General features: G+C 48.6%; 23 protein-coding genes. 9 read left to right on the forward strand and 14 right to left on the reverse strand.

Translation table 11 applies throughout. The features are described from left to right. Positions 1-48: 48 nt before the first annotated feature. Positions 49-1,941, reverse strand: coding sequence for a sodium:solute symporter family protein (locus AC5SLM_RS02355; RefSeq protein WP_495249317.1), 1,893 nt, complete (start codon positions 1,939-1,941; stop codon positions 49-51). Positions 1,942-1,950: 9 nt separating this feature from the next. Next, positions 1,951-2,205 carry a DUF4212 domain-containing protein gene (locus AC5SLM_RS02360; protein ID WP_495249318.1) on the reverse strand — a complete coding sequence of 85 codons (255 nt, stop codon included), beginning with the start codon at positions 2,203-2,205 and terminating at the stop codon, positions 1,951-1,953. A 308-nt stretch (positions 2,206-2,513) separates the two neighbouring features. Here AC5SLM_RS02360 and AC5SLM_RS02365 point away from each other — a divergent pair, with 308 nt between their 5' ends. Beyond that, positions 2,514-2,777, forward strand: coding sequence for a hypothetical protein (locus AC5SLM_RS02365; RefSeq protein ID WP_495249319.1), 264 nt, complete (start codon positions 2,514-2,516; stop codon positions 2,775-2,777). Here AC5SLM_RS02365 and AC5SLM_RS02370 read toward each other — a convergent pair. Then, positions 2,770-3,378 carry an arylesterase gene (locus tag AC5SLM_RS02370; protein ID WP_495249320.1) on the reverse strand — a complete coding sequence of 203 codons (609 nt, stop codon included), beginning with the start codon at positions 3,376-3,378 and terminating at the stop codon, positions 2,770-2,772. The genes AC5SLM_RS02365 and AC5SLM_RS02370 overlap by 8 nt on opposite strands. A 76-nt stretch (positions 3,379-3,454) precedes the next feature. Between AC5SLM_RS02370 and AC5SLM_RS02375 the strand changes: the two genes are divergently transcribed. Then, positions 3,455-4,357 (forward strand): DMT family transporter, encoded by a 903-nt coding sequence (locus AC5SLM_RS02375; protein WP_495249321.1) that lies wholly within the window; start codon positions 3,455-3,457, stop codon positions 4,355-4,357. Next, positions 4,354-4,914 carry an LOG family protein gene (locus tag AC5SLM_RS02380; protein WP_495249322.1) on the forward strand — a complete coding sequence of 187 codons (561 nt, stop codon included), beginning with the start codon at positions 4,354-4,356 and terminating at the stop codon, positions 4,912-4,914. Before AC5SLM_RS02375 ends, AC5SLM_RS02380 begins: the two co-directional genes overlap by 4 nt. A 31-nt stretch (positions 4,915-4,945) precedes the next feature. On the opposite strand, the gene AC5SLM_RS02385 is transcribed toward AC5SLM_RS02380, so the two are convergent. The 5 genes from AC5SLM_RS02385 to AC5SLM_RS02405 all read right to left on the reverse strand — a co-directional run bounded on the left by AC5SLM_RS02385 (position 4,946) and on the right by AC5SLM_RS02405 (position 10,337). Further along, positions 4,946-5,533, reverse strand: coding sequence for a LutC/YkgG family protein (locus AC5SLM_RS02385; protein WP_495249323.1), 588 nt, complete (start codon positions 5,531-5,533; stop codon positions 4,946-4,948). Further along, positions 5,530-6,903, reverse strand: coding sequence for a lactate utilization protein B (locus AC5SLM_RS02390; protein ID WP_495249324.1), 1,374 nt, complete (start codon positions 6,901-6,903; stop codon positions 5,530-5,532). Before AC5SLM_RS02390 ends, AC5SLM_RS02385 begins: the two co-directional genes overlap by 4 nt. Then, positions 6,878-7,645, reverse strand: coding sequence for a (Fe-S)-binding protein (locus AC5SLM_RS02395; protein ID WP_495249325.1), 768 nt, complete (start codon positions 7,643-7,645; stop codon positions 6,878-6,880). The genes AC5SLM_RS02390 and AC5SLM_RS02395 overlap by 26 nt, the downstream gene beginning before the upstream one ends. A gap of 120 nt (positions 7,646-7,765) precedes the next feature. Beyond that, positions 7,766-9,634, reverse strand: a complete 1,869-nt coding sequence (locus AC5SLM_RS02400; RefSeq protein WP_495249326.1) for a sensor histidine kinase — start codon at positions 9,632-9,634, stop codon at positions 7,766-7,768. Continuing rightward, positions 9,627-10,337, reverse strand: a complete 711-nt coding sequence (locus AC5SLM_RS02405; protein WP_495249327.1) for a response regulator — start codon at positions 10,335-10,337, stop codon at positions 9,627-9,629. The genes AC5SLM_RS02400 and AC5SLM_RS02405 overlap by 8 nt, the downstream gene beginning before the upstream one ends. A 93-nt stretch (positions 10,338-10,430) precedes the next feature. Here AC5SLM_RS02405 and AC5SLM_RS02410 point away from each other — a divergent pair, with 93 nt between their 5' ends. The 6 genes from AC5SLM_RS02410 (at position 10,431) to AC5SLM_RS02435 (ending at position 15,965) form a co-directional block, all read left to right on the forward strand. Continuing rightward, a complete protein-coding gene (locus AC5SLM_RS02410; RefSeq protein WP_495249328.1) occupies positions 10,431-10,553 on the forward strand; it encodes a hypothetical protein in 123 nt (40 codons plus the stop codon). After that, entirely contained in the window at positions 10,554-12,446 is a 1,893-nt protein-coding gene (locus tag AC5SLM_RS02415) for a TonB-dependent receptor domain-containing protein (protein ID WP_495249329.1), read from the forward strand. Positions 12,447-12,454: 8 nt separating this feature from the next. Further along, a complete protein-coding gene (locus AC5SLM_RS02420; RefSeq protein ID WP_495249330.1) occupies positions 12,455-12,724 on the forward strand; it encodes a hypothetical protein in 270 nt (89 codons plus the stop codon). Continuing rightward, a complete protein-coding gene (locus AC5SLM_RS02425; protein WP_495249331.1) occupies positions 12,711-14,228 on the forward strand; it encodes a PepSY-associated TM helix domain-containing protein in 1,518 nt (505 codons plus the stop codon). The genes AC5SLM_RS02420 and AC5SLM_RS02425 overlap by 14 nt, the downstream gene beginning before the upstream one ends. Further along, the gene (locus AC5SLM_RS02430) at positions 14,225-14,680 is read left to right on the forward strand and encodes a hypothetical protein (protein ID WP_495249332.1); all 456 of its coding nucleotides are present in this window, start codon (positions 14,225-14,227) and stop codon (positions 14,678-14,680) included. Before AC5SLM_RS02425 ends, AC5SLM_RS02430 begins: the two co-directional genes overlap by 4 nt. Before the next feature lie 61 nt (positions 14,681-14,741). Further along, complete coding sequence (locus tag AC5SLM_RS02435) at positions 14,742-15,965, forward strand: DEAD/DEAH box helicase (protein ID WP_495249333.1); 1,224 nt, start codon at positions 14,742-14,744, stop codon at positions 15,963-15,965. 40 nt (positions 15,966-16,005) lie between these two features. On the opposite strand, the gene AC5SLM_RS02440 is transcribed toward AC5SLM_RS02435, so the two are convergent. The 6 genes from AC5SLM_RS02440 to AC5SLM_RS02465 all read right to left on the reverse strand — a co-directional run bounded on the left by AC5SLM_RS02440 (position 16,006) and on the right by AC5SLM_RS02465 (position 23,374). Beyond that, positions 16,006-16,416: a hypothetical protein gene (locus tag AC5SLM_RS02440; protein WP_495249334.1), complete on the reverse strand. Its 411-nt coding sequence runs from the start codon at positions 16,414-16,416 to the stop codon at positions 16,006-16,008. Between the two features lie 9 nt (positions 16,417-16,425). Then, entirely contained in the window at positions 16,426-18,480 is a 2,055-nt protein-coding gene (locus AC5SLM_RS02445; RefSeq protein WP_495249335.1) for a TonB-dependent receptor plug domain-containing protein, read from the reverse strand. 138 nt (positions 18,481-18,618) lie between these two features. Then, positions 18,619-19,110, reverse strand: coding sequence for a hypothetical protein (locus AC5SLM_RS02450; RefSeq protein ID WP_495249336.1), 492 nt, complete (start codon positions 19,108-19,110; stop codon positions 18,619-18,621). Continuing rightward, on the reverse strand, positions 19,107-20,681 hold the full coding sequence (locus AC5SLM_RS02455) for a PepSY-associated TM helix domain-containing protein (protein WP_495249337.1): 1,575 nt from the start codon (positions 20,679-20,681) through the stop codon (positions 19,107-19,109). Before AC5SLM_RS02455 ends, AC5SLM_RS02450 begins: the two co-directional genes overlap by 4 nt. After that, positions 20,678-20,998 (reverse strand): hypothetical protein, encoded by a 321-nt coding sequence (locus tag AC5SLM_RS02460; protein WP_495249338.1) that lies wholly within the window; start codon positions 20,996-20,998, stop codon positions 20,678-20,680. The genes AC5SLM_RS02455 and AC5SLM_RS02460 overlap by 4 nt, the downstream gene beginning before the upstream one ends. Positions 20,999-21,046: 48 nt before the next feature. After that, on the reverse strand, positions 21,047-23,374 hold the full coding sequence (locus AC5SLM_RS02465; RefSeq protein WP_495249339.1) for a TonB-dependent receptor: 2,328 nt from the start codon (positions 23,372-23,374) through the stop codon (positions 21,047-21,049). Positions 23,375-23,412 lie beyond the last annotated feature (38 nt).

The raw sequence follows: 23,412 nt of genomic DNA on the forward strand, positions 1-23,412 counted from the left end.
CATACGTGTCTACCCCTCAAAGCGTTGCCTTAAGGGGTAGGTTTAACCTTAGTGTGCGCTTGCCGCACCTGCACCGCGAGGAATACGGATGCTTTCCACAAGCGCTTGAATATGAGGTGGTGGTGGTGGTGTCATCTGCGCGACCACATACGCCACGATGAAGTGCAACACCATCCCGATGGTGCCAATACCCGTTGGCGCAATGCCCCACAGATAATCGGCCTTATCGCCACCCATGAACACGAAGTACACGATGTATACAAAGGTGAATGTCAAGCCCGTAGCCATGCCCGCAATCGCCCCTTCTTTGTTCATGCGCTTGTAAAAGATGCCCATAACAATGGTGGGAAAGAAAGACGCCGCGGCCAAACCAAAGGCAAAGGCAACCACTTGGGCCACAAAACCTGGAGGGTGAATCCCCAAATACCCCGCCACGATGATAGCCACCACCGCAGCAAGTCGCGCGGAGAGAAGTTCTGCTTTTTCACTCATCTTAGAGCGTCCCGTTTCCTTGTCTTTCATGAGCACCTTGCCCAAAAGGTCATGGGAAATGGACGTGGAGATAACCAACAAAAGTCCCGCCGCCGTAGAGAGTGCTGCGGCTAAACCACCCGCGGCGATAAAGGCGATAACCCAGTTTGGAAGCCCTGCAATCTCAGGGTTCGCAAGTACGATGATGTCATTATCCACGTACAATTCATTCACAAGCTTACCACTTGCGCGCATCTCATCCGCACTGGCGGTGTGCGTCGCAGCCGCGTTGGACACCAAACGCTCTCCGTGTGCCCCACGCTCTCCGGTGAAGGCAGGACGTCCTGTGAAAGCAGCACCCGCAGCGTATTGGATTTTACCATCGCCATTGCGGTCATTCCACGCCAAAAGGCCTGAATCTTCCCATGTCTTAAACCATGCACCATAATTTGTGCTGCCATCAAGGTGTTCCGCCTCGCCCTTAATAAAGGCTTGGTACTCCACGTTTTGGATGTTTTTAATAAGGTTAAGCCGCGCAAATCCCGCAACTGCCGGGATGGAAGTGTACATGATGGCGATGAACAGCAACGCCCATCCCGCTGAAATACGCGCTCCTTTTACCGTAGGCGTGGTAAAAAAACGCACGATAACGTGGGGTAATCCCGCCGTACCAAGCATGAGTGCTGTGGTTAGCATAAACACGTTCCACGTGCCTGAAATACTAGACGTGTACGCCGCAAAACCAAGGTCTTGGATAGACTGGTCAAGGGCGTGCAAGAGGTAGGTTCCCTTGTCAATCATCTGCACCCCGTTGTCAAACTCAAAGGCAATCTTAGACCCAAAGCCAAGCTGGGGGATAAAGGTGTCTGTCACTTGCAACGAAAGAAAGATAGCAGGTACCGTAAAGGCAAAAATCATCACACAATACTGCGCAACTTGCGTGTAGGTGATTCCCTTCATACCTCCAAGTACCGCGTAGACAAACACGATGGCCATCCCGATGATAACGCCCGTATTAATGTCCACTTGCAAAAAGCGTGAAAACACGATGCCAACCCCGCGCATTTGCCCTGCGACGTAAGTAAAGGAGATGAAGATAACACACACCACCGCCACCAAGCGCGCCACGTCGGAGTAGTAGCGGTCACCGACGAAGTCTGGTACCGTAAACTTTCCAAATTTGCGCAAATAGGGTGCTAAAAGCATGGCAAGAAGCACATAACCGCCTGTCCAGCCCATCAAATACGCCGAACCGTCGCTCCCGATGAACGAAACAATCCCCGCAAGGGAGATAAACGAAGCCGCGCTCATCCAATCCGCGCCCGTTGCCATGCCGTTGGCGATAGGGTGTACCCCGCCGCCTGCGACGTAAAACTCTTTCGTTGAGCCCGCCCGTGCCCAAATGGCGATGCCAATATACAGGGCGAAAGACGCGCCCACAAAAAGGTAGATTAAGGTTTGAAGTTCCATTGCCCGCTCCTATTCGTGGATATCGTATTTTTCTTCGATGCGTTCCATCATCTTTGCATATACAAAGATAAGAACCACAAAGGTGTACATAGCGCCTTGTTGGGCAAACCAAAAGCCCAGCTTATAGCCACCAAACTCAATGGCATTGAGCTCTTCCATGAAGATAATGCCGCATCCAAACGACACCACAAACCACACCACCAAGAGTTTGAGGATGGTTGAGATGTTTTCTTTCCAGTACGCTTGCGCAACTTCTGGGTTCATTCTGGCTCCTTTGATGAATTTACACGGTCATAGTAAAACCTCGGCGTAGCATTAGCGTAGCATTGAGGAAAAGTGACCAAAAAGGAACAAGGCTTTTGAAATTGCGTGTAAATTTGTAACGTTTTTTTGAAGTTCACGGAAAAAATGGGGGTAAAAGAGGAATTTCTGGCCCTATTATTAAAAATAACTGCAAAAAATACTATTTTAAGTTATTTTTAATAATTAAAAGTAAAACCATGTGTAACGATTTTATACATCTTTACATGTAACGCTTGCTTGTGTACAATTTCACTTTTTAAAGGAGACCCATGACACCAACACTTGAAGCCTATCTGGCCAAGGCTGACTCCCTAGCCAAGCTTGAACCCAAACACATGCCTAAACATATTCTCATAGAATTCACCAAACTTGACGCACCTGCCCTTTATAAAACGTGCACGCAGTTTGCCATCTTGCGTCACAACATCCCGCAAAAAGAAGCGGTGTTGACCCTAGAAGAAGAGGAAGTCGTGCTCTTGGCGCAAACGTACGCCAAAGAAATCATCGCCGTCCTCAAATCCTACGCTAACTAAAAGAGCGTAACAACACCTCATACAGCGCTTTTGCTAACTGTGCGTATCCTTCGTCATTAGGATGCACACGGTCGCTTAAAAGTGCACTGGTTTTGATGATGTTTGTAAGGGCATTTGGCACATACACCACGCCCGTTTCTTTGGCAATAGTGTCATAAAAATCTGCCGTGGAAACGCTAATACCCGTAAACAACGGCACACCCACAAGCACTACCTTCGCCCCCGAGGCTTCCACAAGCGTAATCATCCCACGCAGGTTTGCCTCGGTTTGCGCTAAATCCATGCGGCGTAAAATGTCATTACCCCCGTGGCACAAGATGACGATGTTGGGACGATGTGTTTCAAGCAAGCCGCCAAGGCGCGCCAACCCTTGCACACTCACTTCACCCGGTACGCCTGCGTTGATGACTTCCACTCTCAGCAGTTGCGCTAGCCTTGCGGGATACCCTGTTTCGGCCCCCGTTCCAAAGGTGAGACTATCCCCAAAAGCCAAAATACGCGTATCGTAAGGAAGTACCGCATTTTCGGGAAGGGGACGGGGTTTAACAAACACTTGGTAGGCTATCATTCCTAAAACCAATAGATAGATTGCAAATCGCATAACTTTCCTTTACATGTAAAGCACTTTGGCTATAATACGCGTCTATTTTACTCCAATTCCACTATGAAAGTATCCCGTGAGAGAACCTCTTAGCAATAAAACCCTTGGCACCATTGCCGTCGTCACCGCCACCCTCATTTGGGCAAGTTCGTTCATCGCCCTTAAAATCGCTCTGGACACCATGGGGCCCATGAGCATCATCTTTGGGCGTATGGTGGCGGCATCTTTAGTATTTTTGCTCTTTTGGAACTACTTTCGCGGCCTCACCTTTAGCGCCTCAGATATCAAATACCTCCTTGCCATGGTGCTATTAGAACCTTGTCTGTATTTTATTTTTGAAATCAAAGCCCTGCAGTACACCTCTGCCTCCCAAGCGGGCGTCATCACCTCTACCATGCCCTTGCTCGCCGCCATAGGTGCGGGGATTTTTCTCAAAGAAATCATCACCAAAAAACTTCTTCTAGGCTCAGCCCTTGCCATCATGGGTGCCATCTGGCTTAGCCTTGAAGCGTCCGCCGAAGCGTCCGCGCCTAACCCGCTCCTTGGCAACACCCTTGAGTTTCTTGCCATGCTCTGTGCCGCAGGTTACACCCTCATCATCAAGCACCTCACCAAACGCTTTTCTGCCCTTTTTCTCACCGCCATCCAAGCCTTCGCAGGGGCTATTTTTTACCTTCCCTTAGCCCTTTGGGAGTGGCAAGGTGCACTTCCTGTGGTAAGCATGGAAGGGATGCTTGCCATCGTGTATCTAGGTGTTGTCGTAACCCTTGGAGGCTACGGATTGTTTAACTTCTCCCTCACTAAACTCCCTGCGTCTAGGGCTTCGGTGTTTATCAACCTCATCCCCGCCTTTGTGGTTATCTTGGCCTACCTTGTTTTAGGCGAAACCCTCAACACCGCCCAACTCTTCGCAGCGGGGGTCATTTTTCTGGGTGTGTTTATCACCCAAGTCAATTTCAAACAAAAGGAACGCTCATGAATATTGCCGTTTTTTGTGGTTCTAGTGGCGGCAACAACCCCTTGTATGCCAAAGAAACCCATGTTCTTGGAGAAATCCTTGCTAAAGAAGGGCACGCTTTGGTGTACGGGGGTGGAAAAGTAGGTCTCATGGGAACGATTGCCGATGCGGTTCTTGGCAAAGGTGGACAGGTGATGGGCGTCATCCCTCACTCCCTAGAGCAAAAAGAGCTAGCCCACACGGGCGTGAGTGAATTGCACGTGGTGAATAACATGCACGAACGCAAAGCCATGATGGCCGCGCGGGCGGATGCCTTTGTGGCCTTACCCGGAGGCGTGGGAACGCTAGAGGAGATTTTTGAAGCGTGGACATGGGCCCAACTTGGCTACCATAAAAAGCCTATTGCTTTTTTGGACATCGGTGGGTTTTACACCCATTTGTTTGCCTTTTTAGCCCACGTCAAAAAAGAAGGGTTTATGTACGACATCCACCACGAGATGCTTATCATCGAAGCAGATCCTCATGTGTTATTGGAAAAAATAAAAGCCTATTTGCCACCGCGCAACAAGTGGGAGTAAGCCTTTACATGGTAAGGCTTACAGAGTAAGGTTAAACCAAAATCACATAACCCGATTTTGGTCCGTGCGCGCCGATGACTAAGGATTGTTCGATGTCCGCGGTCTTAGAAGGGCCTGAGACAAACACCCCATACCCCGCCTTTTCAAAAGAAACCCGTTCATACGCTTCGTGCATGGTGGGGACAATCTGCTCTTTGTCTACCACAACGACAATGTGCTGGGCCAAAAAGTAAAGGGCACGGTGGCGTGTTGTTTGTGCATGAATCCACACAGCACCGTTTTCTGCCACGGCAAATTCACCGCGCACGATGGCTAGGTCAATGTGGGCTAGGTCGTGAGGCGTGGCGTATTTGGAACCATCATCACTGCTTAAGTTGCATCCTGGCACATTGCACACGATATGCTCCGCCTCTGTTGCAATGGCGCGAATCGTCTCATCTAACTGGGTGCGATTTTCCAACAAAATCGCTTTACCACCCACACTTGCAAGTGCTGTTGAAAACTGTTCAAAAAGATTCTCAAAAGACATAGGCGCAAAGCCAAGTGCATCAGGAAGCGGCACCACGTTCTCTTTTTTATACTGGCGAATGCTTTGTAAAATGCTTTCTCTGCTACTCATGATTCTTTCCTTTTTTGACGCTCAACGTAGAGTTCTTTGAAGCTTTTTTCAGGGAAGTCCATCATCTCACGGTGTTCTCCCCACGCATTCATGGAAGTGTACATCATCCATCTTGGCAAAAACGGCACCACTTTACGCGCCATTTTTCCACAAAAATCTAACACTTTTGGATGCTGAAACAACCACCCTGCAAAACCCAACGCCCGCTCTTTTTTCTTGTCCAACAATCCCGCTTTGACCACATCTTGGCGGTGAAAATAGAGCTGATGGTGCAAGTCAATGCGAATGGGACACACGTTAGAACACGAGGCACACAGCGAACACGCATAGGGCAAGGTTTTGTGCTTAGCCAAATCTTTGCAAGGCTCTAGGGTTGAGCCAATGGGACCTGGAATGGTCGCTTCGTAGCTAAATCCACCACTGCGTCGGTACACAGGGCACGTGTTCATGCACGCTCCACAACGGATGCAGTTGAGGGCTTGAGAGTAATGTTCTGAGCCCAAAATAGGCGAACGGCCATTATCGACGATGATAACATGCAACTCGCCCCCTTCGACTGGGCCGTGAAAATGGGAAGTGTACGAGGTAATGGGCTGTCCCGTCGCACTGCGCGCTAGCAAACGGGTAAAGACCGCCAAATCTCCAAGGCGGGGGATGATTTTCTCAATCCCCATAGAAGCGATGTGCACCTTAGGAATAGTCGCGCCCAAATCCGCGTTGCCCTCATTAGTACACACCACAAACCCGCCCGTGTCGGCGATGGCGTAGTTCACCCCCGTGATACCCACGTCTGCGCCCAAAAATTTCTCGCGCAAGTGCGCGCGGGCCGCGCGGGTTAAGTAGGTAGGGTCATTGTTGCCCTCTTCCGTGCCAATGTGTTCATGAAAGGTTTTACTCACGTCCTCTTTTTTGAGGTGAATAGCAGGCAACACGATGTGTGAGGGGGGCTCTTTGCGAAACTGAATGATACGCTCGCCAAGGTCAGTATCCACCACTTCGATGCCGTGTTTTTCCAAATAGGGGTTAAGGTGGCACTCTTCGGTAAGCATGGATTTGCTTTTAACGACTTTTTTGGCGTTGTGCAGGTTTAAAATCTGAAGCGTGATGCGGTTGTGCTCTTCGGCATTTTTAGCCCAATGCACCTGAATCCCCTTAGCCTTCGCGTTTTTCTCAAAATCCACAAGGTAGGTATCGAGGTTTTGCATGGTGTGGGTTTTAATCTGTTGGGCTCTACGTCGCAAGGCTTCCCACTCGGGCACGCTCTTGCTAGCGCGGTCGCGTTTTTCGCGCACAAACCACAGCGCTTTGTCGTGCCAATGGGTGCGCTCTACGTCTTGGGTAAATTTAGCGGCTAACTCTGGGTGTCCCATGGGGGTCTCCTCCGTTTAGAATCTGAACAATGTGGATAATCCGTAGCGGTTTACCCTGACGGCGAATGAGTCCGTCCATGTGCATCAAGCACGACAAATCTGCCCCTGTGATGATTTCTGCACCCGCTCGCAAATGGTCGTCGATGCGGTCTGTGCCCATAAACGCCGAAATAGCACTTTCGGTGATGGCAAAGGTACCACCAAAACCACAGCACTCATCCACCCGCTCAAGCTTCACAAGCTCAATGTCATCGACCTTAGCAAGCAGTGCTTCAAGTTTGTTAAAGTAGGGAATATTGCGCTCACTGGGCGCACCCAGTCCCGCGTCGCGGTGGGAGTGGCAACTGTTGTGCAAACCTACTTTATAAGGAAAGGAAACATTGAAGGTTTCGGGTTTAATGATGTCGTGCAAAAACTCGCACACTTCAAAGGTTCTGGTTTTGATGCGCTCAAAGTCAGGGTCGCCTGCTAAAAACTGAGCGTAGTTGTTGCGCACCATGGAAACACAACTCCCGCTTGGCCCTACCACGTAATCATAGTCTTTAAACAGCTTCACAAACCGTCGTGCTAGCGTTTCCATGTCTTTGGTACAACCCGTGTTGGCCATGGGTTGCCCGCAGCAGGTTTGTTCCAGCGGATATTCTACATCAAGTCCCTGTTTTTCAAGCAATTCCAGTGTCGCCATCGAAGCGCCTGGATACAACTCGTTCATATAACAGGGGATAAAAAGCCCTATTTTCATGCGCGCCGCTCCTGTAATAAATAGTATATTTCTATTGTAACAAAGGCGTCATGAGATTTGGATGAGAAAAGCGCAGTGAAAAAAATCTTACGCTTTACATGTAAAGGATTGGGGCATTTTTTAGGGCGCTTCGTACAAAAAACTGACCTCAACCGTTGTCCCCTTCTCGCTCACCAGTGTGCATTTTCCTCCCAGTTGATGTAACACTATCCCTTGAATGAGTTGCATGCCAAGGGTGGCTTGCGTGTGAGGAGAGAGGCCTTTGGGCAACCCTTTGCCATCGTCTTTGATGCTTAAAAAACACCACCCATCCCGTTTGTAAAAGCGTATCACAATGCGCCCCCCCCTGTGGGAAAAGGCGTGTTTTAAGGCATTGATAATGCATTCGTTCATCACCAATCCGCAAGCTAAAGCTTGCTCAATCCCAAGCTCCACCGCCTCTGCTTGCACGTCAAGTTCTATGGAACGGCTCTCCACGTGATAGAGTTGGCGAATATTGTGCGCAAGGCCTTGGAGGTACGCATCAAAAGAGATGTGTTTAAGGCTACGGGACTGGTACAACTGACGATGGAGCAACTCAATGGCATAGATGCGCTCTTGAAGCTCCACAAGCAAGGCCTTAGACTCTTCTTGGGTGGCGTGGTGCTCTTTGAGTTGCATCAGTCCCACGATGATGGCAAGGTTGTTTTTCACGCGGTGATGGATCTCTTTTAGGAGGATTTCTTTTTCCTCCACAAGGTTTTCTAACTCCTTCGTGCGCTGGGCCACCTTGCTATCTAGCGTCGTGATGTTTTCTTGCAAAGTATCAATCATCGCATCAAAGGTTTCTGCCAACACCCCCACGTCATCTTCTCCCTTAATTCCACTTCGTGCGCGCAAATCCCCGCTTTTTACCGCCCTTGCCACCCACGAAAGCCGCTCCACTGCACGGCCAAATCGGCGAAAAAAGACCCAACCTAGCCCAAAAGCACACACCAGTGCACTCAAACCTGCGGGGATAAACTTGACCACCATGGGGTCTAGGGCGCCGTAAATATCTTCTTCGTATAAGGTGATAGCAAACACAAAGGGATACTCGCGTTTACTGTCAAACAACCGCACCCACGTGATGGCGGCTTTTCCTTCCAAAAGATGGTGCAAGGGTTCCTTGGTTTGCGCGGCATGGAGGTAATCCGCAGGGGTCAAGGTGCCCGTAAGTGGTTGGTCGGTGGGCGAAGATTCACTCACACAGCACCGTGCGTTAAATTGCGAGGGCGATGCTTCGGGGATTTTACGGTAGCGCGCGTCATGGTCGCACGGTTGCGTGCCCCCATCCACCCACATCATGTACGCAAACCCTTTACTGTCTTGCTTAACAGATTTGAAGCTTTGCTTTAGCATCGCGCCGATGCCTTTTTCAAACTCTGTGCGGTAGCGCAAAAGTGCGTCTGATTCACACTGTACCCCAAGGGCATACCCCGTCTCCCCAATGGGCTTGGCAATAAAATGCTCCCGCGCGCTTTTGGGGCAAATGTTGATAGATTTGGTTTTATCAAGGCTCTTCCACGTTTCCCACTCCCCAGAAGGCACGGAAGCAAACAAAGGAGAGGGCGATACTTCTTGGGTGCTATAAACCACCTCCTTGTTGTGAAACAAAAGGGCGTTACATGTAAAGCCTCCAAACACCGCTTCCACTAAGGCAGGAAAGGCCTCTGGTTGAACCTTTTCTTGGGCAATACGTTCCAAAAAGAGGTAAAATTTGTTGCGGATGGTTAAGTCGATTTTTTCCCAATTGGAAGTGTTGTAAAGGATGTTCATCTCAACGGTGAGACGCACTTGGTATTCCATCTTTTCTAGCAACCGCTCAATAGTCTGGGCTTCTTGCAAAAAGCGCTCTTTTTCAAGTTTAGGAATCACCACAGCCATCATAACCACGAGTAAAAAAACACAAACCCCAAAAAAGGTGGCGGCAAATTTTACCGAGAGAGAAAGGGAGCGTAGGTTAAACATTGAGGCGGTATCCCGCTTCAAACACATTTTCTAACAATTCCCCATGGACTTTTTGGCGTAGCCTATAGATAAGGTTACGCAAGCGTGAAGGGTCGATGTAAGGCTCCCTCCAAATATAGGCACTGATGTGCTCAAAACTCACCGTATTTCCAGGCTGTTCGCTCAAGATTTGAAAAAATTTAATCTCATTGCCCGTGAGTTTTACCGCCTTGCCTTCTTGCAAAAGCACCCCTTGGATTTTGTCAAACCGGTACCCAAAAGGCAGGGCAATATCGCAGTTTTTGTGGCGCATCACCCCTTCTTTGCCCGCGCAAAAATAGGTGTGTTTACACCATGCCGTGTGCAATGTGGTTTTCAGTTCGGCATCTCGAAACGGCTTACTAAGGTACCCGTAAGGCTCCGAGTGCATGGCTTCTTTTAAGGTAGCATTGTCACAATACGAGGTCAGATAGATGATGGGAATGCGGTGTGTTTGCCAAAGGTACCGTCCTGCCTCTAGGCCACTCTCTTCCCCGCGAAGGCGAATGTCCAAAAGCGCCATATCAGGAAAATGGGCATCCGCATGGGCCATCGCACCTTTGGCGGTGGATTCGATACCGCTGACTTCATAACCAAACTTTTGCAGTGCCATTTTAAGCTGTAACGCCAAGATGGCTTCATCTTCGACGATTAAAACATGAATATGTTGATTTTTTTTGCGCATTGGGTTGTTATTTTCCACAAATGAGATTTTGACGAGATTTTTAGTGACTATGATAACAAATATCATTTTAAAACACAATGAAAGGATGTTTGTATGCCAACTTCTCAAACCCTAAAGCGAGGCGTGGGACTCTCGTTTGCTGTTGTCGCCTTTTTGGCCAATACGGCTTTTGCTCAAGAACAGCAGCTTGAAGCTGTTGAAATCTGGGAGACATAAGTGGTAAGTTCTTCTCTTAATGTCGCCAGTGGCTCCATTGAAACCAAGCAGGCCAACCACTTAAGCGACCTTTTGCGCACTTTGCCTGGCGTGGATGTGGGAGGTACTAGCTCCATTAATAACCGTATTGCCATTCGCGGTATTGAGGATGAAAACCTAGACATTACCATCGATGGTGCCAAGGTTTCCAACGTCAACATGTTTCACCACATCGGCAACTTGCTCATCAACCCCGACATTCTTAAAAAAGCCGAGATTCAAGTGGGAACCAACTCCGTGGTTAGCGGAAGCCTAGGCGGTTCGGTAGCTTTTGAGACCAAAGACGGCAGGGACTTGTTGCAACCGGGCAAAGAGTATGGCGCGCGGGTGCAAGGTAACTACAACTCCAACGACAATCTTGGGGGTTCTGTTGCGGGGTATGGCAAGATTAACGAGATAGCGGACGTGCTTATTTACCACCGTCATGTTAGTAAAAACGAATGGAAAGACGGAGAGGGTGAAAAAAGTTTTGGCACCAAAGGGGACATTGACAACACCCTGGTAAAACTTGGCCTCAATGTGGGTGACACACAACGCCTGAGCTTTTCTTACGACCGCCTCAAAGACGAGGGCGATTACGCCCCACGACCTGATTTTGGCAAAGCATACAACCTTTTTGCCACAGGAAATTACCTCTACCCTACGGAATATTTGCGCGAAACCTTTACTCTTAAACATACGCTAGACTTAGGAGATGCGCTCTTTATGCAAACCTCCCTTTACCTCAACGAAAACACCCTTCAACGCTACGAAAAACGCGATGGCATCACCCAGCGTGTTCGCCCCGTTCCAACAGGCATGAATCCATACGAAGGCTTGCTAGATGGTGAGGTAAAAACCCAAGGCATCAACCTCAAAGCCCGCACCAACCTCACCCTTGGAGAAGTGTACAACACGCTCACGTACGGGGGTTTGTATGATGAGCAAACCAGTAAAGTAAAGTGGAGTGGCGCGCAGTACGGTAAAAATGAAAAAGCAACAACAGGCGCACTGTTTGTGGAAAATGCCATGGCCTTTAACAATGGTCTTGTAATTACGCCTGGCATTCGTTACACCAACTATAAGCTTGATGGCGCTTATGGCAAAATCAACGACAATGCCTTTACCTACGGCCTTGCCGCAGAATACGCCCTCACAGAAACCTTCACCCTTCTTGCTAGCGCGACAAGCCTTTATAAAGGGCCAGAGATGGTGGATGTGCTTGCTAGTAACAGGCTCTTTCTCAGCGAAAACACCAATTTAAAAGCCGAGACGGGGCTCAATAAAGAAGTGGGTTTTAAATACGAAAACAGAAATATCCTAGGTGCGGACAGCTTTGGTGTTTCCTTCAAGTATTTCGACACAAAAATTGATGATTACATCGTAACCACATGGACCTCTGGCACAAGTGCCATCATGTCCAACGAGGGCACCCTTGATATTAAAGGGTTTGAAGCTAGCGTTGCCTTCACCAAAGGAGCCCTCTCCTCCTTGCTCACCTACTCCAAATCCGACTCCAAATTTCGAGACACAGGACTTAGTACCGTACGTGAACCTGGGGATAGCGTTGGCATTAACCTCGAATATGCCATCTTTAGCAACCTTTCTCTCACATGGGATTCACTTTTTGTGATGAAAGAAAAGCGCAAATACATCGCCGCGCAAAACACCAAAGAAGCTTATGACGTCCATGACATCGCTATCAAATGGAAACCCAAAAGCATCAAAGGCTTAACGCTTATCGCAGGAGTTGATAATATTTTTGATGAAACTTACACCTCCCACGCTTCCGAAAACCGCACCCTTAGCGATGTCAACCTTGCCGATTACGAACCTGGTCGCAACGTGAAGCTCTCTTTTGCTTATGAGTTTTAATCCCTCCCATGAAACACCACACCCTCAGTACGTGGATAGCAGCCCTCTTAGGAGGGCTTGTTCTTGGGTATGGCAGCATGATGGCGTTGGCACTTTTTCTTCCAGGAACCCCCGCTGAACAAGTGCTTTTTCCTCTCCTTCTCACCCCTTTAGCGTGGGCAGGATGGAGCTTGTGGATTTTTCACTCGCCCACGTCCGCCGTTGCCCTTAAAAAAACCGTTCTCGCCACGGCACTTGTGAGCGTCTTAACACTTGGAGGCTACTATGCCCCTTTCTAAAGCACAAACCCGCGATATTCTTTTTCACACCCACGCTTACATTGGCATCGGGGTAACGGTTCTGTTTTACATCGCCTTGTTTTTTGGAACCCTAAGCATGGTGGCGCCCTACATCGCCTTGTGGGAAAAACCCTCACGGCACCTTAGTGCTCCCGCACACTACGACATCGACGCCCTTGTGGCACCCTTGCTCACAGAAAAAGAGTGGCCAGAATACGGTGTGCGCATCACCTTGCCAAGCCACAAAGACCCGCTACTCTCCCTTGGACATCGCCTCATGGATGCCATACATGTAAACCCCTATTCGGGTGCAGTCGTAAAAGACGAAGGAAGCGCGTTGCGGGACTTGGTGGTGGATTTGCACTTAGGAAGAGTACTAGGACGCCCTGGGGTGTTTCTCATGGGTGTAGCCTGTGTGGGCGCACTGTTTTTGATACTCAACGGGTGGTGGCTTAGCTTTAAACGCAACAGTAGCCGCGCGCCCTTGTGGAAACTGCGTCCCAAAAGTCAAGAGCGCCTTCACCGCCTTTTTTCCCAAATCCTCTCACCCCTTATGCTAATCCTAGCCCTTACGTCGGCTTATTTTGGAGTGATGTTTACCATCGGGGGCGGCTTGGCATACGGGGTTACCAAGGGAGAAGCCACGATGATTCAGCGCGTCTTGGGCCCTGTAGTTTTTCCTAAAGTTGCTCCCCTTCCCAAAAGCGACACCCCTTCTTCCATGCACTCTTTGAACACCTTGCTTGAAAAAGCGAGAGAAAATCACCCGCACATCACGATTCAAACCCTCACCCTAGACCGCTGGGGCTTTGAAGATGCCAAGGTGACCTTTAGTGGCCCTTTAACCCAAAAACCCTACCTCACCGAACGCATCAATCACCTCTCCATCAGCTTCAAAGGAAGCGATGGCACCTTGGTGCACAAGCAAGAAATTGAAGCCGTACATTGGATTAAAAAAGCCCTTTCGGTCTTTTATTTTTTACATTTCATCAGCGACACGGAAGCTTTTTTTCGGCTGTTTTTGTTTGCCCTAGGAGTAGGACTGTGTGTATCGGTTGTGGCGGGTGCGTGGGTCTTTGTACACAAACGGCTCAACAACCCTCACGCCCAAGGAGCGGCCTACCTTTGGTCGCTGCTTTTTATGGGCACCTTTTTAGGCGCACTCATCGCCACAGCGGTGGCTTTTTTAGCCCAATGGCTCTTGCCTTTTGGGATGGAAGAGCGCTCTGCGTGGATGGAAGGACTTTTTTACCTCAGCTGGCTTGCCACCTTTGCCTACGCTAGCCACACGCGTCACTTCCGCACATCTTTGTGGCAACTCTCCTGTCTTAGCGGCGTGCTTTTGTGTGCCGTGCCACTAGTACACGGGATTCAAAGCGGGTATTTCTTGCCCCAAGCCCTAAGTTCTGGACTGATTGGCATTGCCCTTGTAGATGGCCTCATGGGGGCGTTGGGCCTTTCTATGCTCTTTTTTGGATTGACACTCAAAAGGAAAACATCATGAAACAGTGGTTTATGTTTTTGTTATGTGCTAGCTTTCTTCACGCGCACACCCTCATGCTCCAAACAAACGACGAAGGGGGCGGAAAACTCCTCATCAAGGGAGTCTTTAGCACGGGCGAGACTGCCGCAGGAGCCCTTGTAAAACTCAAAACCCTGCACGATGGGCAGATTGTTTTTGAAGAGCGTTTGCCCACCCTTGGCGAAACCACCGTTGCCATGCCTAACGTACCTTACGAAATCATCTTAGATGGTGGTTCAGGGCACACGGTAACACGCCAAGGCATTGCGCCGCCTGAGGGGTTTAAAGAGGTTTTTCGCGCCGCACCTGCCCAGTCTGCCACCTGTGGCGCTGTGGCTTTAGTATGGGCGCTTAGTGGTCTTTTGCTAGCCATTACCTTTGCTTTTGCTACCTACCATCTGGTGCGCCTGCGGTACCGCAGCAACGCACCTTAAAAAGAGTTTGCATGGCGTGTTGTGTGCTACAATACGCCAAACCACACGAGGAACTTCTTTTATGCCTTTTAGCACCCTTGGACTCTCGCCTATTTTTAACGCCCCACTCCTAGAAAACGGCTTCACCCATCCTACGCCCATTCAACGCAAAGTCATCCCTTTGGTCCTTGAACACAAGGACATCATCGCCCTTGCCCAAACAGGTAGCGGTAAAACAGCCAGCTTTGTTTTGCCCTTGCTACACGCCCTCTCCAACGCGCCAAAAACCCGCGCCCCAAACATCCTTGTGCTCACCCCCACGCGCGAGCTTGCCCTTCAAGTGGCACAGGCGTTTTCCCTTTTTGGAAGCGCACTTTCCCAGCCTCCACGGGTAGTAAGCATCATTGGCGGGGAGGAGCTAGGAGAGCAAATGCGCTTGGTGCAACAAGGGTGCGATGTGGTCGTAGCTACACCGGGACGCTTGCTTGAAATCCTCCAAAAAGGGCAAATTTCCCTCCACCATGTAAAGACGTTGGTGCTAGACGAAGCGGATAAAATGTTAAGCCTTGGTTTTAGTGAAGCCCTTGCTTCCTTGCTTCACGCCCTACCAAGCACGCGCCAAAACCTGCTCTTTTCCGCGTCCTACCCACCCTCCATGGAAACCCTCGCGCGCACCATTAGCGACAACTTTTTGTGGGTCAGCCAAGAGAGTGCCCCTACCGTCCAAGAGCTTGTCCAGCGGGCCATCAAGGTAGATGTGCACAACCGTGGGCCGCTTTTGCGCCACCTCTTATCTACCCACAAATGGGCACAAGTGCTTGTCTTTATGGCCAACAAAAGAGCGGCGGATAATATCGCGGCAAAATTTCACAAACATGGCTTCAACACCACCTCTTTTCATGGAAACCTCTCCCAAGAAGAGCGTGTTCAAACCCTAGAAGCATTCAAAACCCACAAGGTGGCCCTGCTTTTTGCCACCGACATTGCCGCGCGCGGACTGGACATCAAAGGCATCGAATGTGTCATCAACTTTGACCTTCCCCGCTCCACTGAGGATTACATCCACCGTGTGGGAAGAACGGCTAGAGCGGGGCGCGGGGGCGAGAGCATCACCTTTGTGACCCCCGAAAACCACGCCCATTTTGCCCTCATTCAAAAGCGCTGTCACACCTCCATGGCACTTGAATCCATCAGTGGATTTGAAAGCACCACGCCGTGCGCGCACCCACCAAAAGGCCAAGCACCCGTAAAGGGCAAGCGCAAAAGCAAAAAAGACAAGCTTAGAGAAAAGGCGAAAGAGGCGTAAAAATCCTTACATGTAAAAGCCTTACATGTAAGGAAAAATGTTAGCGGGAAAGGGCTTTGTACTGCTCCCATTGTTCAGGGGTTAAGATGCCCTGTACGGCGTTTAAAATGTCGATTTTAATCTCTAGGGCTTCTTGTTTAAGGCCGGCAATCTGGGTCAACAACGGACGCACCTCTTCTTTGGTTTTGCCCTGCAAGATGAGGCGTTGGACACGGCGCTCCAAGCCAAACACTTCGTTCATTTTGGGGTTATATTGGTCATGCATGAGCGGGCGGGCCACTTCGATGATCTGGGCAAATTGCTCAGGGGTTGCCTCGATTTTGCCTTTTTTAATGAGTGGCATGGGTATATGCAACCGTACAAGGTCATCTAGCATAGGCGTTTTTGGCGCCTCTTCAGCGGCCACCAACAGTAAACTCAACACACACAATAAACTGACTACTTTTTTCACGTTATCTCCTTAAAATTTATACTGTACACCCGCGTAGTACTGGTGTTTTTGGATAACACCTAGTCCCTCGGGGATGCTTTTGCCAAAGAGGTTATGTACCCCTGCAAACACATCTAGCCCTTTCGCTGCACCTGAATACACCGCGCGCACCCCTGTGACGCTAAAGCCGCCCACTTTTTCCGTGTCGGAGAGGGTTTGTTTGCCCGTGTACTGGGTGGTACTGCGCAATTCGAGTTTAGGAAGTGGGAAATAGCTTAGGGTCAAGGTCGCCAAAGACTCTGGCGTGGAAGTTAGCTTGGTGTTGTCGGTTTTGTTTTTAGCGTCCAGTGCTGTGTAGCTTAGGCGCGTTTTAAACGTGGGTGAAAAACGCACGCTCACGCTTCCTTCCACCCCTTTAATCTCGCTTTTAGCAACGTTTTCAAAGGTATTGTACGCGGTGGTGGGTTGCACTTGGGTGATGCGGTCTTTGATGCTCGTGTGAAACACGGTTGCCTCCGCACTCCACATGCCCCCCTTAACAAGCACACCCGCTTCGTAGGTTTCACTGGTTTCAGGTTTTAATTCCCACGCCGTGGTTTTGCCCGCGGTGGTATCGATGACCGTGGAGCCTAGCATCTTGCGCCCTTGAGGGTTGTATTGGTCGACGTAAAGCTCACGGTCATCGGGACTGCGGAACCCTTGGGCGTAGTTGGCCTTTAGCACGACCGCTTCACTAAGGGCATAACTGGCCCCCACGCTCACTGACGTGGCGTCCTCGCCGATGGAATCTTTGTCGTACCGTGCGCCATACACGAGATTTAGCCCTTCAAACACACCGTATTCGTGCTGTAAAAACACCGCTTTGGAGTTGCGTTTTTTGGCGTACGCGGAGGAAGTGGTGTCGGAGGTTTTGTATTCTGCCCCACCAAGAACGCGGTTGTTTGGCGCGATGGTGTAGGTTGAGAGAATGTCATGGTTAAGTTTTTTAAGGGTAGATGCATTAAAGCTTGAAAGAGAAGCTTCCTTAGAACTGTACCCAAGCTCTTGCCACAAGTCTGTGTAAATGCGGCGCTCTTTTTCGTACTTAGAGTAAGCCAACGTGTATTCAAGTTCCCAGTTTTCCAAAGGCGCGTACCCTACACCCAGGTTTGCTTCCAAGCGCTTGTTGTCATCAAACTGATGGGTAGGAATGTAAGCGGCCATGATTTTGTTGGTACCTTGGGTGTACGCGGTTGCGTAGCGGCTAGCAACAGAACGCCCTTCTTTGTCTTCTTTGAGGTAACGCACTTCCACGTCTGCCCACAGGTTGTCCGCAAAGGTATGCATCACACCCGCGCCCACACTTTTAAGCTCTAGGGCATCTTGATAGTCCCTTGAAATGGCGTAGCTGTCACTAAGTGCTCCGCGTAGCGCCGCCCAATTGCCACTGCCCGTGAGCGCCGAAGGAGTTGTTTCTGCACCCCCTTGCATCACTTTTACCTCCGTGACGCGGTCTTTACGAAAGGCTTTGCGGTCAAGGTAACTGGAGTACAAACGAAACGAAGTCGCTTCGTGGTTGGCGTAGACAAAGGCGTCCGCGCTGTTTTGTTTGGCGCCGTGGGTGAGTTGCACGCTTCCCCCCACACCTGATTTTGGCTTTTTGGTGATGATGTTTACTACCCCACCCATAGCATCGCTGCCGTAGAGTAAACTGGCACTGCCTTTGACAATCTCAATGCGCTCAATCATCCCCACGCTAATGCGGTCAAGTTCGTAGGTTTTGCTCGGTTCTCCATTGACCCGCTTGCCATCGATGAGAAACAGCGTGTCACTCACCGCCATCCCACGGATGCTTAACGTCGGGCCATTGCCGCCCGTTTGGCTTACATGTAAGCCGTGCGCCTCGCTTAAAATATCCGCAAGGTTCACCGCGCCTGAGTTTTCAATCTCTTCGCTCGTGATAACACTCACCTGCATAGGAAGCGCGCTTGCCAAGCTCTCCGTACGCGTTCCTACCACAACCACTTCTTCGAGTGTTTCCACTTCTGAAGCACCAAGCACACACACTGCCACAAGGCTTAAGCCTATCCAACGCTTCATTTCCATACACACACCTTTTTGAACCTTTGGCTGGCTACTGACACATCTTTGCTGGCTATATGGTTTTGATAATGAATGTCGGTATTGTAGCTTTGGAAAGCTTTTGTGGTGATTAAACCACTAAAAAATGCCTTTACCTCGTCACTATCCTTGGGCTTGGTGGACCTTTTTTAAGATCTGTTTTGTGTTTTTCGCGCTAAACATCAGCCCCAATCCAAACAGTACCCAACTGGCACCAAAGAGGAAAATCACGGGCATGCTCCACTCCTCATTTCCCTCTTTGGGCTGGGAGAGTTTTGGGGCATTTTGCGCATCCACGCTCACACTAAACCCTTCTTTGGGTGCAATGCCGCGTCGCACTACTTGGTGTCCTGGGCCCCCGTCTAACACCACCTGGTACGGCTCGCTTGGGATAGGCAAGGTCAGTTCACTCTCTTCTGGCAAGCGTTGGCGAAAGAGCACTTCCCCACTCACAAGAGATTCAAGGCGGATAAGGGCACCTGCGGCTAGCTCGCCCGTACTAAACTCTCCGACAACCGTCATGGTGTCATCTCCGTTGTCAATCACGTTCACCAAAAGCGTATGTGCATACAACCATGACCCCATGAGCACAAGGATTAAACCTATCTTTCTCATCTGTTTCCTTTTGTTTTTTTCGTCCACAACGCCCGCACCGTTTCAGGCTCTTGGGGCAGTTTCCACCCCACTAAAAACAACACACCACCAAGCACAAAAAGGCCGATGTCTACACTAAGTATCACCCCCATCCCCTCGCGCCACAAATCCAAAGGCCAAAACCCGCTACCGTAAAAGTGCACCAGGGGGCTTAACATAAACAGCACCCCGCCAAGGCGTAAAAACTCTTTGGCGGCCTGATAGGAATTCACGCGGTAAAAAGCCCACGTAAGCGTCGCCATCCATGCCACCCCAAAGCACGCTTTTTGCCATGCTACGCGCTCAATCATGTCAAAAGGCAAGACCCATTGCAACACAAACAGCAAACCCACCGCAGGAAAAACGCCCACCATCACAGCCAAAGAAAGTTTGCCCATCCAGTGGTAAAAAGGGATGCCTTTGGGAAATTTGCGGGCTTGTTTTTCAAGCCACAAAAGCACCCCAAACCCTAGCCCAAAGGTGGCGGTTACCATCAAAAGAGCAAGAAAAAGGCGCGTGAAGGTATCCACGCCAAAGAGAAAGTGCAAGAAAAAAAGGCTGTCAAACACAAGGCCCGACCAGTGTTTATCAAGCACCCGAAGGTCACTGAGCACTTGGCCATCTAGCCCACTAAAGGTGATGCTAGGTTTGTTGGAAATACCGTTTAAAAAAGGCATGTAGGGGTTGTAGCCCTCCACCTTGGCTGTCGCACTGGAATCTCCCCAATTGGTCAATGTAATCTTTTGCACCCACAGCTTGGGGTTTACCTCTTTGGTTTTTTCCAGCAAAGTGTTGATAGGCAGCATCTCCACCGTGTCGTTGTGCTTAGCAATGCGCACAGGGGATGGGAAAAGCACAGGGCCAGCAAGGTCCCACACCTCGTAGGTTTGCCCCTTGGAGGCGATGTAAGCCATGGGCGCGGCTCCTTTGTAGCCGATGTTCATGAGCGCACCGGTGAGGGTGATGAGGATAAAGGGGGCAAAGAGCCATGTAAAGATTCTGCGGTGCCACAGGGAAAACCTGTTTGCCGCGCTCTTGCCGCTGTTTTTATAGGGAATCTTGACCACCTGCATCAAGCCCCCGATGACCAAAAACAGTACCGCCACCGCCACAAAACCAAAAAGAAGATACCCCGCGTCTTTAAAGGGGCGGCCATAATGCATGGAGTTTAAAAACCACGCCAGTTGAGACTGGTCTCCTTCGTTTTCCACACGTTCTGTGGTGTTTGGGTTAAACACCAAGGTTTCCATGAACATGGTCGAGATGCGCAAGGCGGGGTCTTCCATGTGCCCTGGAAGAGTGATGGTGATGCCATTGACCTTGGGGTAGTCTGGGTCGGCTAGCACGGGTTCTATCATGGCGGCGTAATCAACCGTACTAAGCTCGGGCACGGAGTAGTGACGGGAGGGCTTTTCCCATACTTGGACATAGGGAAGCAAGATAGCCCAGATGCCAAAAAAAAGCGCGACATACATCAGCAAAGCAACGCTAATGCCCGTAACCGTGTGCACCCGCTGTAAGCGTTGGCGAAAGTGGGGATTTGGCGTGCTCATTGTAACCCCACAAAGGCGATGAGCGCCACGGCAAACCCAAGGCTAGGCACAAGGGCGCGCAGCAAAGCGCTAAGTTTGGTGGGCGCAAGGACAATCCACAACGCCGCCACTGCCCATGCAAGGGTGTTAAAAAGCAAGGGCACCAAAATGGATTCTCCTGGACCCCCAGGGATGAGAAACACCAACACACTCATGCCCAGATACGCCACGCACAAACCGCCAAAGATGGCACAGAGCGTGCGAAACCTGCCAATACGCTTAGCGTTTTTCTCAGGAATAGCAAGGTGAGAAAAACGTTGTTTTAAAGAAAAAAACATAGAAAAACATCCTTTACATGTAAAGAGGCTTGAGGGCCTCTTTAGGGGTTAAAATTCCATTTTCATGGACAATGAAATGGTTCGAGGGTCACCTAAAGAGTTGCTACTTGCCCAGTAGTCTTTGTCGGTTAAGTTGGCGACATTGAGCCTAAACGTCGTTGGGTATTTGTCAATTTTTGTTTTGTAGCGTACCCCTGCATCGAGCAAAGTATAAGCAGGGATTACATCCGTGTCTAAAGTATCGCCATATTTTTTTCCTGTATAGTAAGCGCCACCCGTTAAAACCAAACCGTTAATGCCTGGGATTGTATATTCAGCATAGAGTTTTGCCATAACCGAAGCGGCGTTGGTCGGTTTTTTGCCTTCTAGGCTGGCATCGTTTGATTTTTCTACGCTCAAATCCATCCACGTGCCACCTCCCATAATCGTTAGATTGTCTGTTGCTTTTCCTGTGATAGTGAATTCCACTCCTTGATGCACTTGTTTGCCATCTTGAACATATTTTGGCAGAGGCGTTGCATTGTCTGAGTATTGATTTGCTTTTTCGATTCTAAATAAGGCTGAACTTAAAAGTAAATTTTCTGCAATAGAGTATTTTGCTCCAACTTCATATTGTTTACTTACAAGTGGGTCTAAAATTTCACCAGCATTTGAATAAGTATCTCCTACAATAGTTCCTTGCTCTAAACTCTCTATATAAGTCACATAAGTTGTTAAATCTTCAAAAGGTTTATACAGCAAAGACAATGTAGGTGTTAGTACTGATTTATCATATTTTGAACTTTTTACTCCATTGCTATAACTTGTACTTATTACTGTTGCATAGTTTGCCCCAACCAGAGCACTCCATTGGTCGTTAAAAGTTATATCATCACCAATTAAAATATTTTTATATTGTGTTCCAATATATGGTTTTCTTTCATTATTTGTGAAAGTTCCAGGAGTATAAGAAGCATTATTCACTTCATCCAATGTTACACCAGTTAATGTATCATTTAATACATACCAATCTTGTGTTCTTGAATATAAATATTTATTCGCTGAATAACCAATAGTTAAAAAATGTCCTACATCAGAGGTTTCAAATTTACTATCTAAGTATATACTCCCAGAATAATTCTCCATTTTTTGTCTTTTAGGATTATATTGATATAAATATACATCATATAAACCATCAGCTCTCTTGTATGCTAAAGGCCCTACATTAGATCCTTGAATGGCTTTTTCATACAGAAGAGAACTTCTAAGAGTAAAGATATTGTTTATATCCCATTTTAAATTTGTAGTTATCCTATCATTGTCTTCTTTGCCTTTAGTATATTCTGGAGAATAGTTTTTACTTGTATCTATTGCAGAACGTTCCGCCCCTGATTGCATATAGATAAAATATTTTTGCTCACTTCTTTCCAGTTCCCTATGCGCATAGTTCAAATCCATAGTGAAATTATCTGTAGGCTTATAATCAAACGCCAAACTTACAAATTTTTGCTCTTTTCCAACACCTGCTACACTGTCACCATCTTGATATAAAACATTTAATCTATAACCAAAAATATTTTTTTCATCTATTTGTCCACTTAAGTCAATATGTCCGTAGTATTGCTCTCCACTGTAATTTCCAATAGTAACACTTCTTTTATCTTCAAGTGTTGGCTTTTTAGATACATAATTTACTGCACCACCAACTCTTCCTCCACCATATAAAAATCCAGTTGCACCACTAATTGTTTCAACTCTTTCTAAATCTTCCATTGTTGTAAAACTGTACCAATCTGCAATTGGCATACCGTTTACTACAGCATTATTTGAAGAAAATCCACGAATAACTGTATAGTAATTTCCTATAAACACATCTCCCCCATCTTGTGTTAAAGGGTTCATCTTAAAGATTTGTGCCATATCATTGGCTTGAACATTTTCGATTAAATCTTCTGAAATCACTGTCATCGAATAGGGTGTATCTTGCAGGCTTCTTTGTTCCCATGGCCCAACGCCTGTGATATTTTTTACCAAATATCCCTCTTCCGCTTTGCCTTCTGCTCGACTTACTGTAATAGAAATCGCATCTAGTGCCACGCTCTCTTTTTCTTGAATGATAATAGCGCCATCTTCCATGCGTGCTTCCAAGCCACTCTCTTGCAAGATTGCATCAAGGGCGTTTTTTGTGCCTTTGATGCGCGTGATTGGTTTGGATGTTTTGCCCTCCAAAAGCGCCCCTTTGACGATGTAGGGAGTGTTGGATTGCTTAGAGATAAGCTCTATGGCGTCTTTGAGAGACTGGCTTTGAAGTGTATAGCTTATCTCGCCAGCGTACGCGTGTGCGCAAACGAGTAAAGCAACTGCGGTACTTAAAAGTCCCTTCTTAAATGGATGCATTGTGTTCTCCTCTTTGTAGTTAAGAACAATTCTCATAA

The sequence above is a fragment of the Sulfurospirillum sp. HTRB-L1 genome, from assembly GCF_059415125.1.

Coding starts and splice junctions, on each gene's coding strand:
- AC5SLM_RS02465 (WP_495249339.1), bottom strand. CDS start 23,374: ATGCATCCATTTAAGAAGGGACTTTTAAGTACCGCAGTTGCTTTACTC.
- AC5SLM_RS02380 (WP_495249322.1), top strand. CDS start 4,354: ATGAATATTGCCGTTTTTTGTGGTTCTAGTGGCGGCAACAACCCCTTG.
- AC5SLM_RS02455 (WP_495249337.1), bottom strand. CDS start 20,681: ATGAGCACGCCAAATCCCCACTTTCGCCAACGCTTACAGCGGGTGCAC.
- AC5SLM_RS02355 (WP_495249317.1), bottom strand. CDS start 1,941: ATGGAACTTCAAACCTTAATCTACCTTTTTGTGGGCGCGTCTTTCGCC.
- AC5SLM_RS02410 (WP_495249328.1), top strand. CDS start 10,431: ATGCCAACTTCTCAAACCCTAAAGCGAGGCGTGGGACTCTCGTTTGCT.
- AC5SLM_RS02425 (WP_495249331.1), top strand. CDS start 12,711: ATGCCCCTTTCTAAAGCACAAACCCGCGATATTCTTTTTCACACCCAC.
- AC5SLM_RS02370 (WP_495249320.1), bottom strand. CDS start 3,378: ATGCGATTTGCAATCTATCTATTGGTTTTAGGAATGATAGCCTACCAA.
- AC5SLM_RS02395 (WP_495249325.1), bottom strand. CDS start 7,645: ATGAAAATAGGGCTTTTTATCCCCTGTTATATGAACGAGTTGTATCCA.
- AC5SLM_RS02390 (WP_495249324.1), bottom strand. CDS start 6,903: ATGGGACACCCAGAGTTAGCCGCTAAATTTACCCAAGACGTAGAGCGC.
- AC5SLM_RS02445 (WP_495249335.1), bottom strand. CDS start 18,480: ATGGAAATGAAGCGTTGGATAGGCTTAAGCCTTGTGGCAGTGTGTGTG.
- AC5SLM_RS02385 (WP_495249323.1), bottom strand. CDS start 5,533: ATGAGTAGCAGAGAAAGCATTTTACAAAGCATTCGCCAGTATAAAAAA.
- AC5SLM_RS02400 (WP_495249326.1), bottom strand. CDS start 9,634: ATGTTTAACCTACGCTCCCTTTCTCTCTCGGTAAAATTTGCCGCCACC.
- AC5SLM_RS02405 (WP_495249327.1), bottom strand. CDS start 10,337: ATGCGCAAAAAAAATCAACATATTCATGTTTTAATCGTCGAAGATGAA.
- AC5SLM_RS02365 (WP_495249319.1), top strand. CDS start 2,514: ATGACACCAACACTTGAAGCCTATCTGGCCAAGGCTGACTCCCTAGCC.
- AC5SLM_RS02450 (WP_495249336.1), bottom strand. CDS start 19,110: ATGAGAAAGATAGGTTTAATCCTTGTGCTCATGGGGTCATGGTTGTAT.
- AC5SLM_RS02420 (WP_495249330.1), top strand. CDS start 12,455: ATGAAACACCACACCCTCAGTACGTGGATAGCAGCCCTCTTAGGAGGG.
- AC5SLM_RS02360 (WP_495249318.1), bottom strand. CDS start 2,205: ATGAACCCAGAAGTTGCGCAAGCGTACTGGAAAGAAAACATCTCAACC.
- AC5SLM_RS02435 (WP_495249333.1), top strand. CDS start 14,742: ATGCCTTTTAGCACCCTTGGACTCTCGCCTATTTTTAACGCCCCACTC.
- AC5SLM_RS02430 (WP_495249332.1), top strand. CDS start 14,225: ATGAAACAGTGGTTTATGTTTTTGTTATGTGCTAGCTTTCTTCACGCG.
- AC5SLM_RS02460 (WP_495249338.1), bottom strand. CDS start 20,998: ATGTTTTTTTCTTTAAAACAACGTTTTTCTCACCTTGCTATTCCTGAG.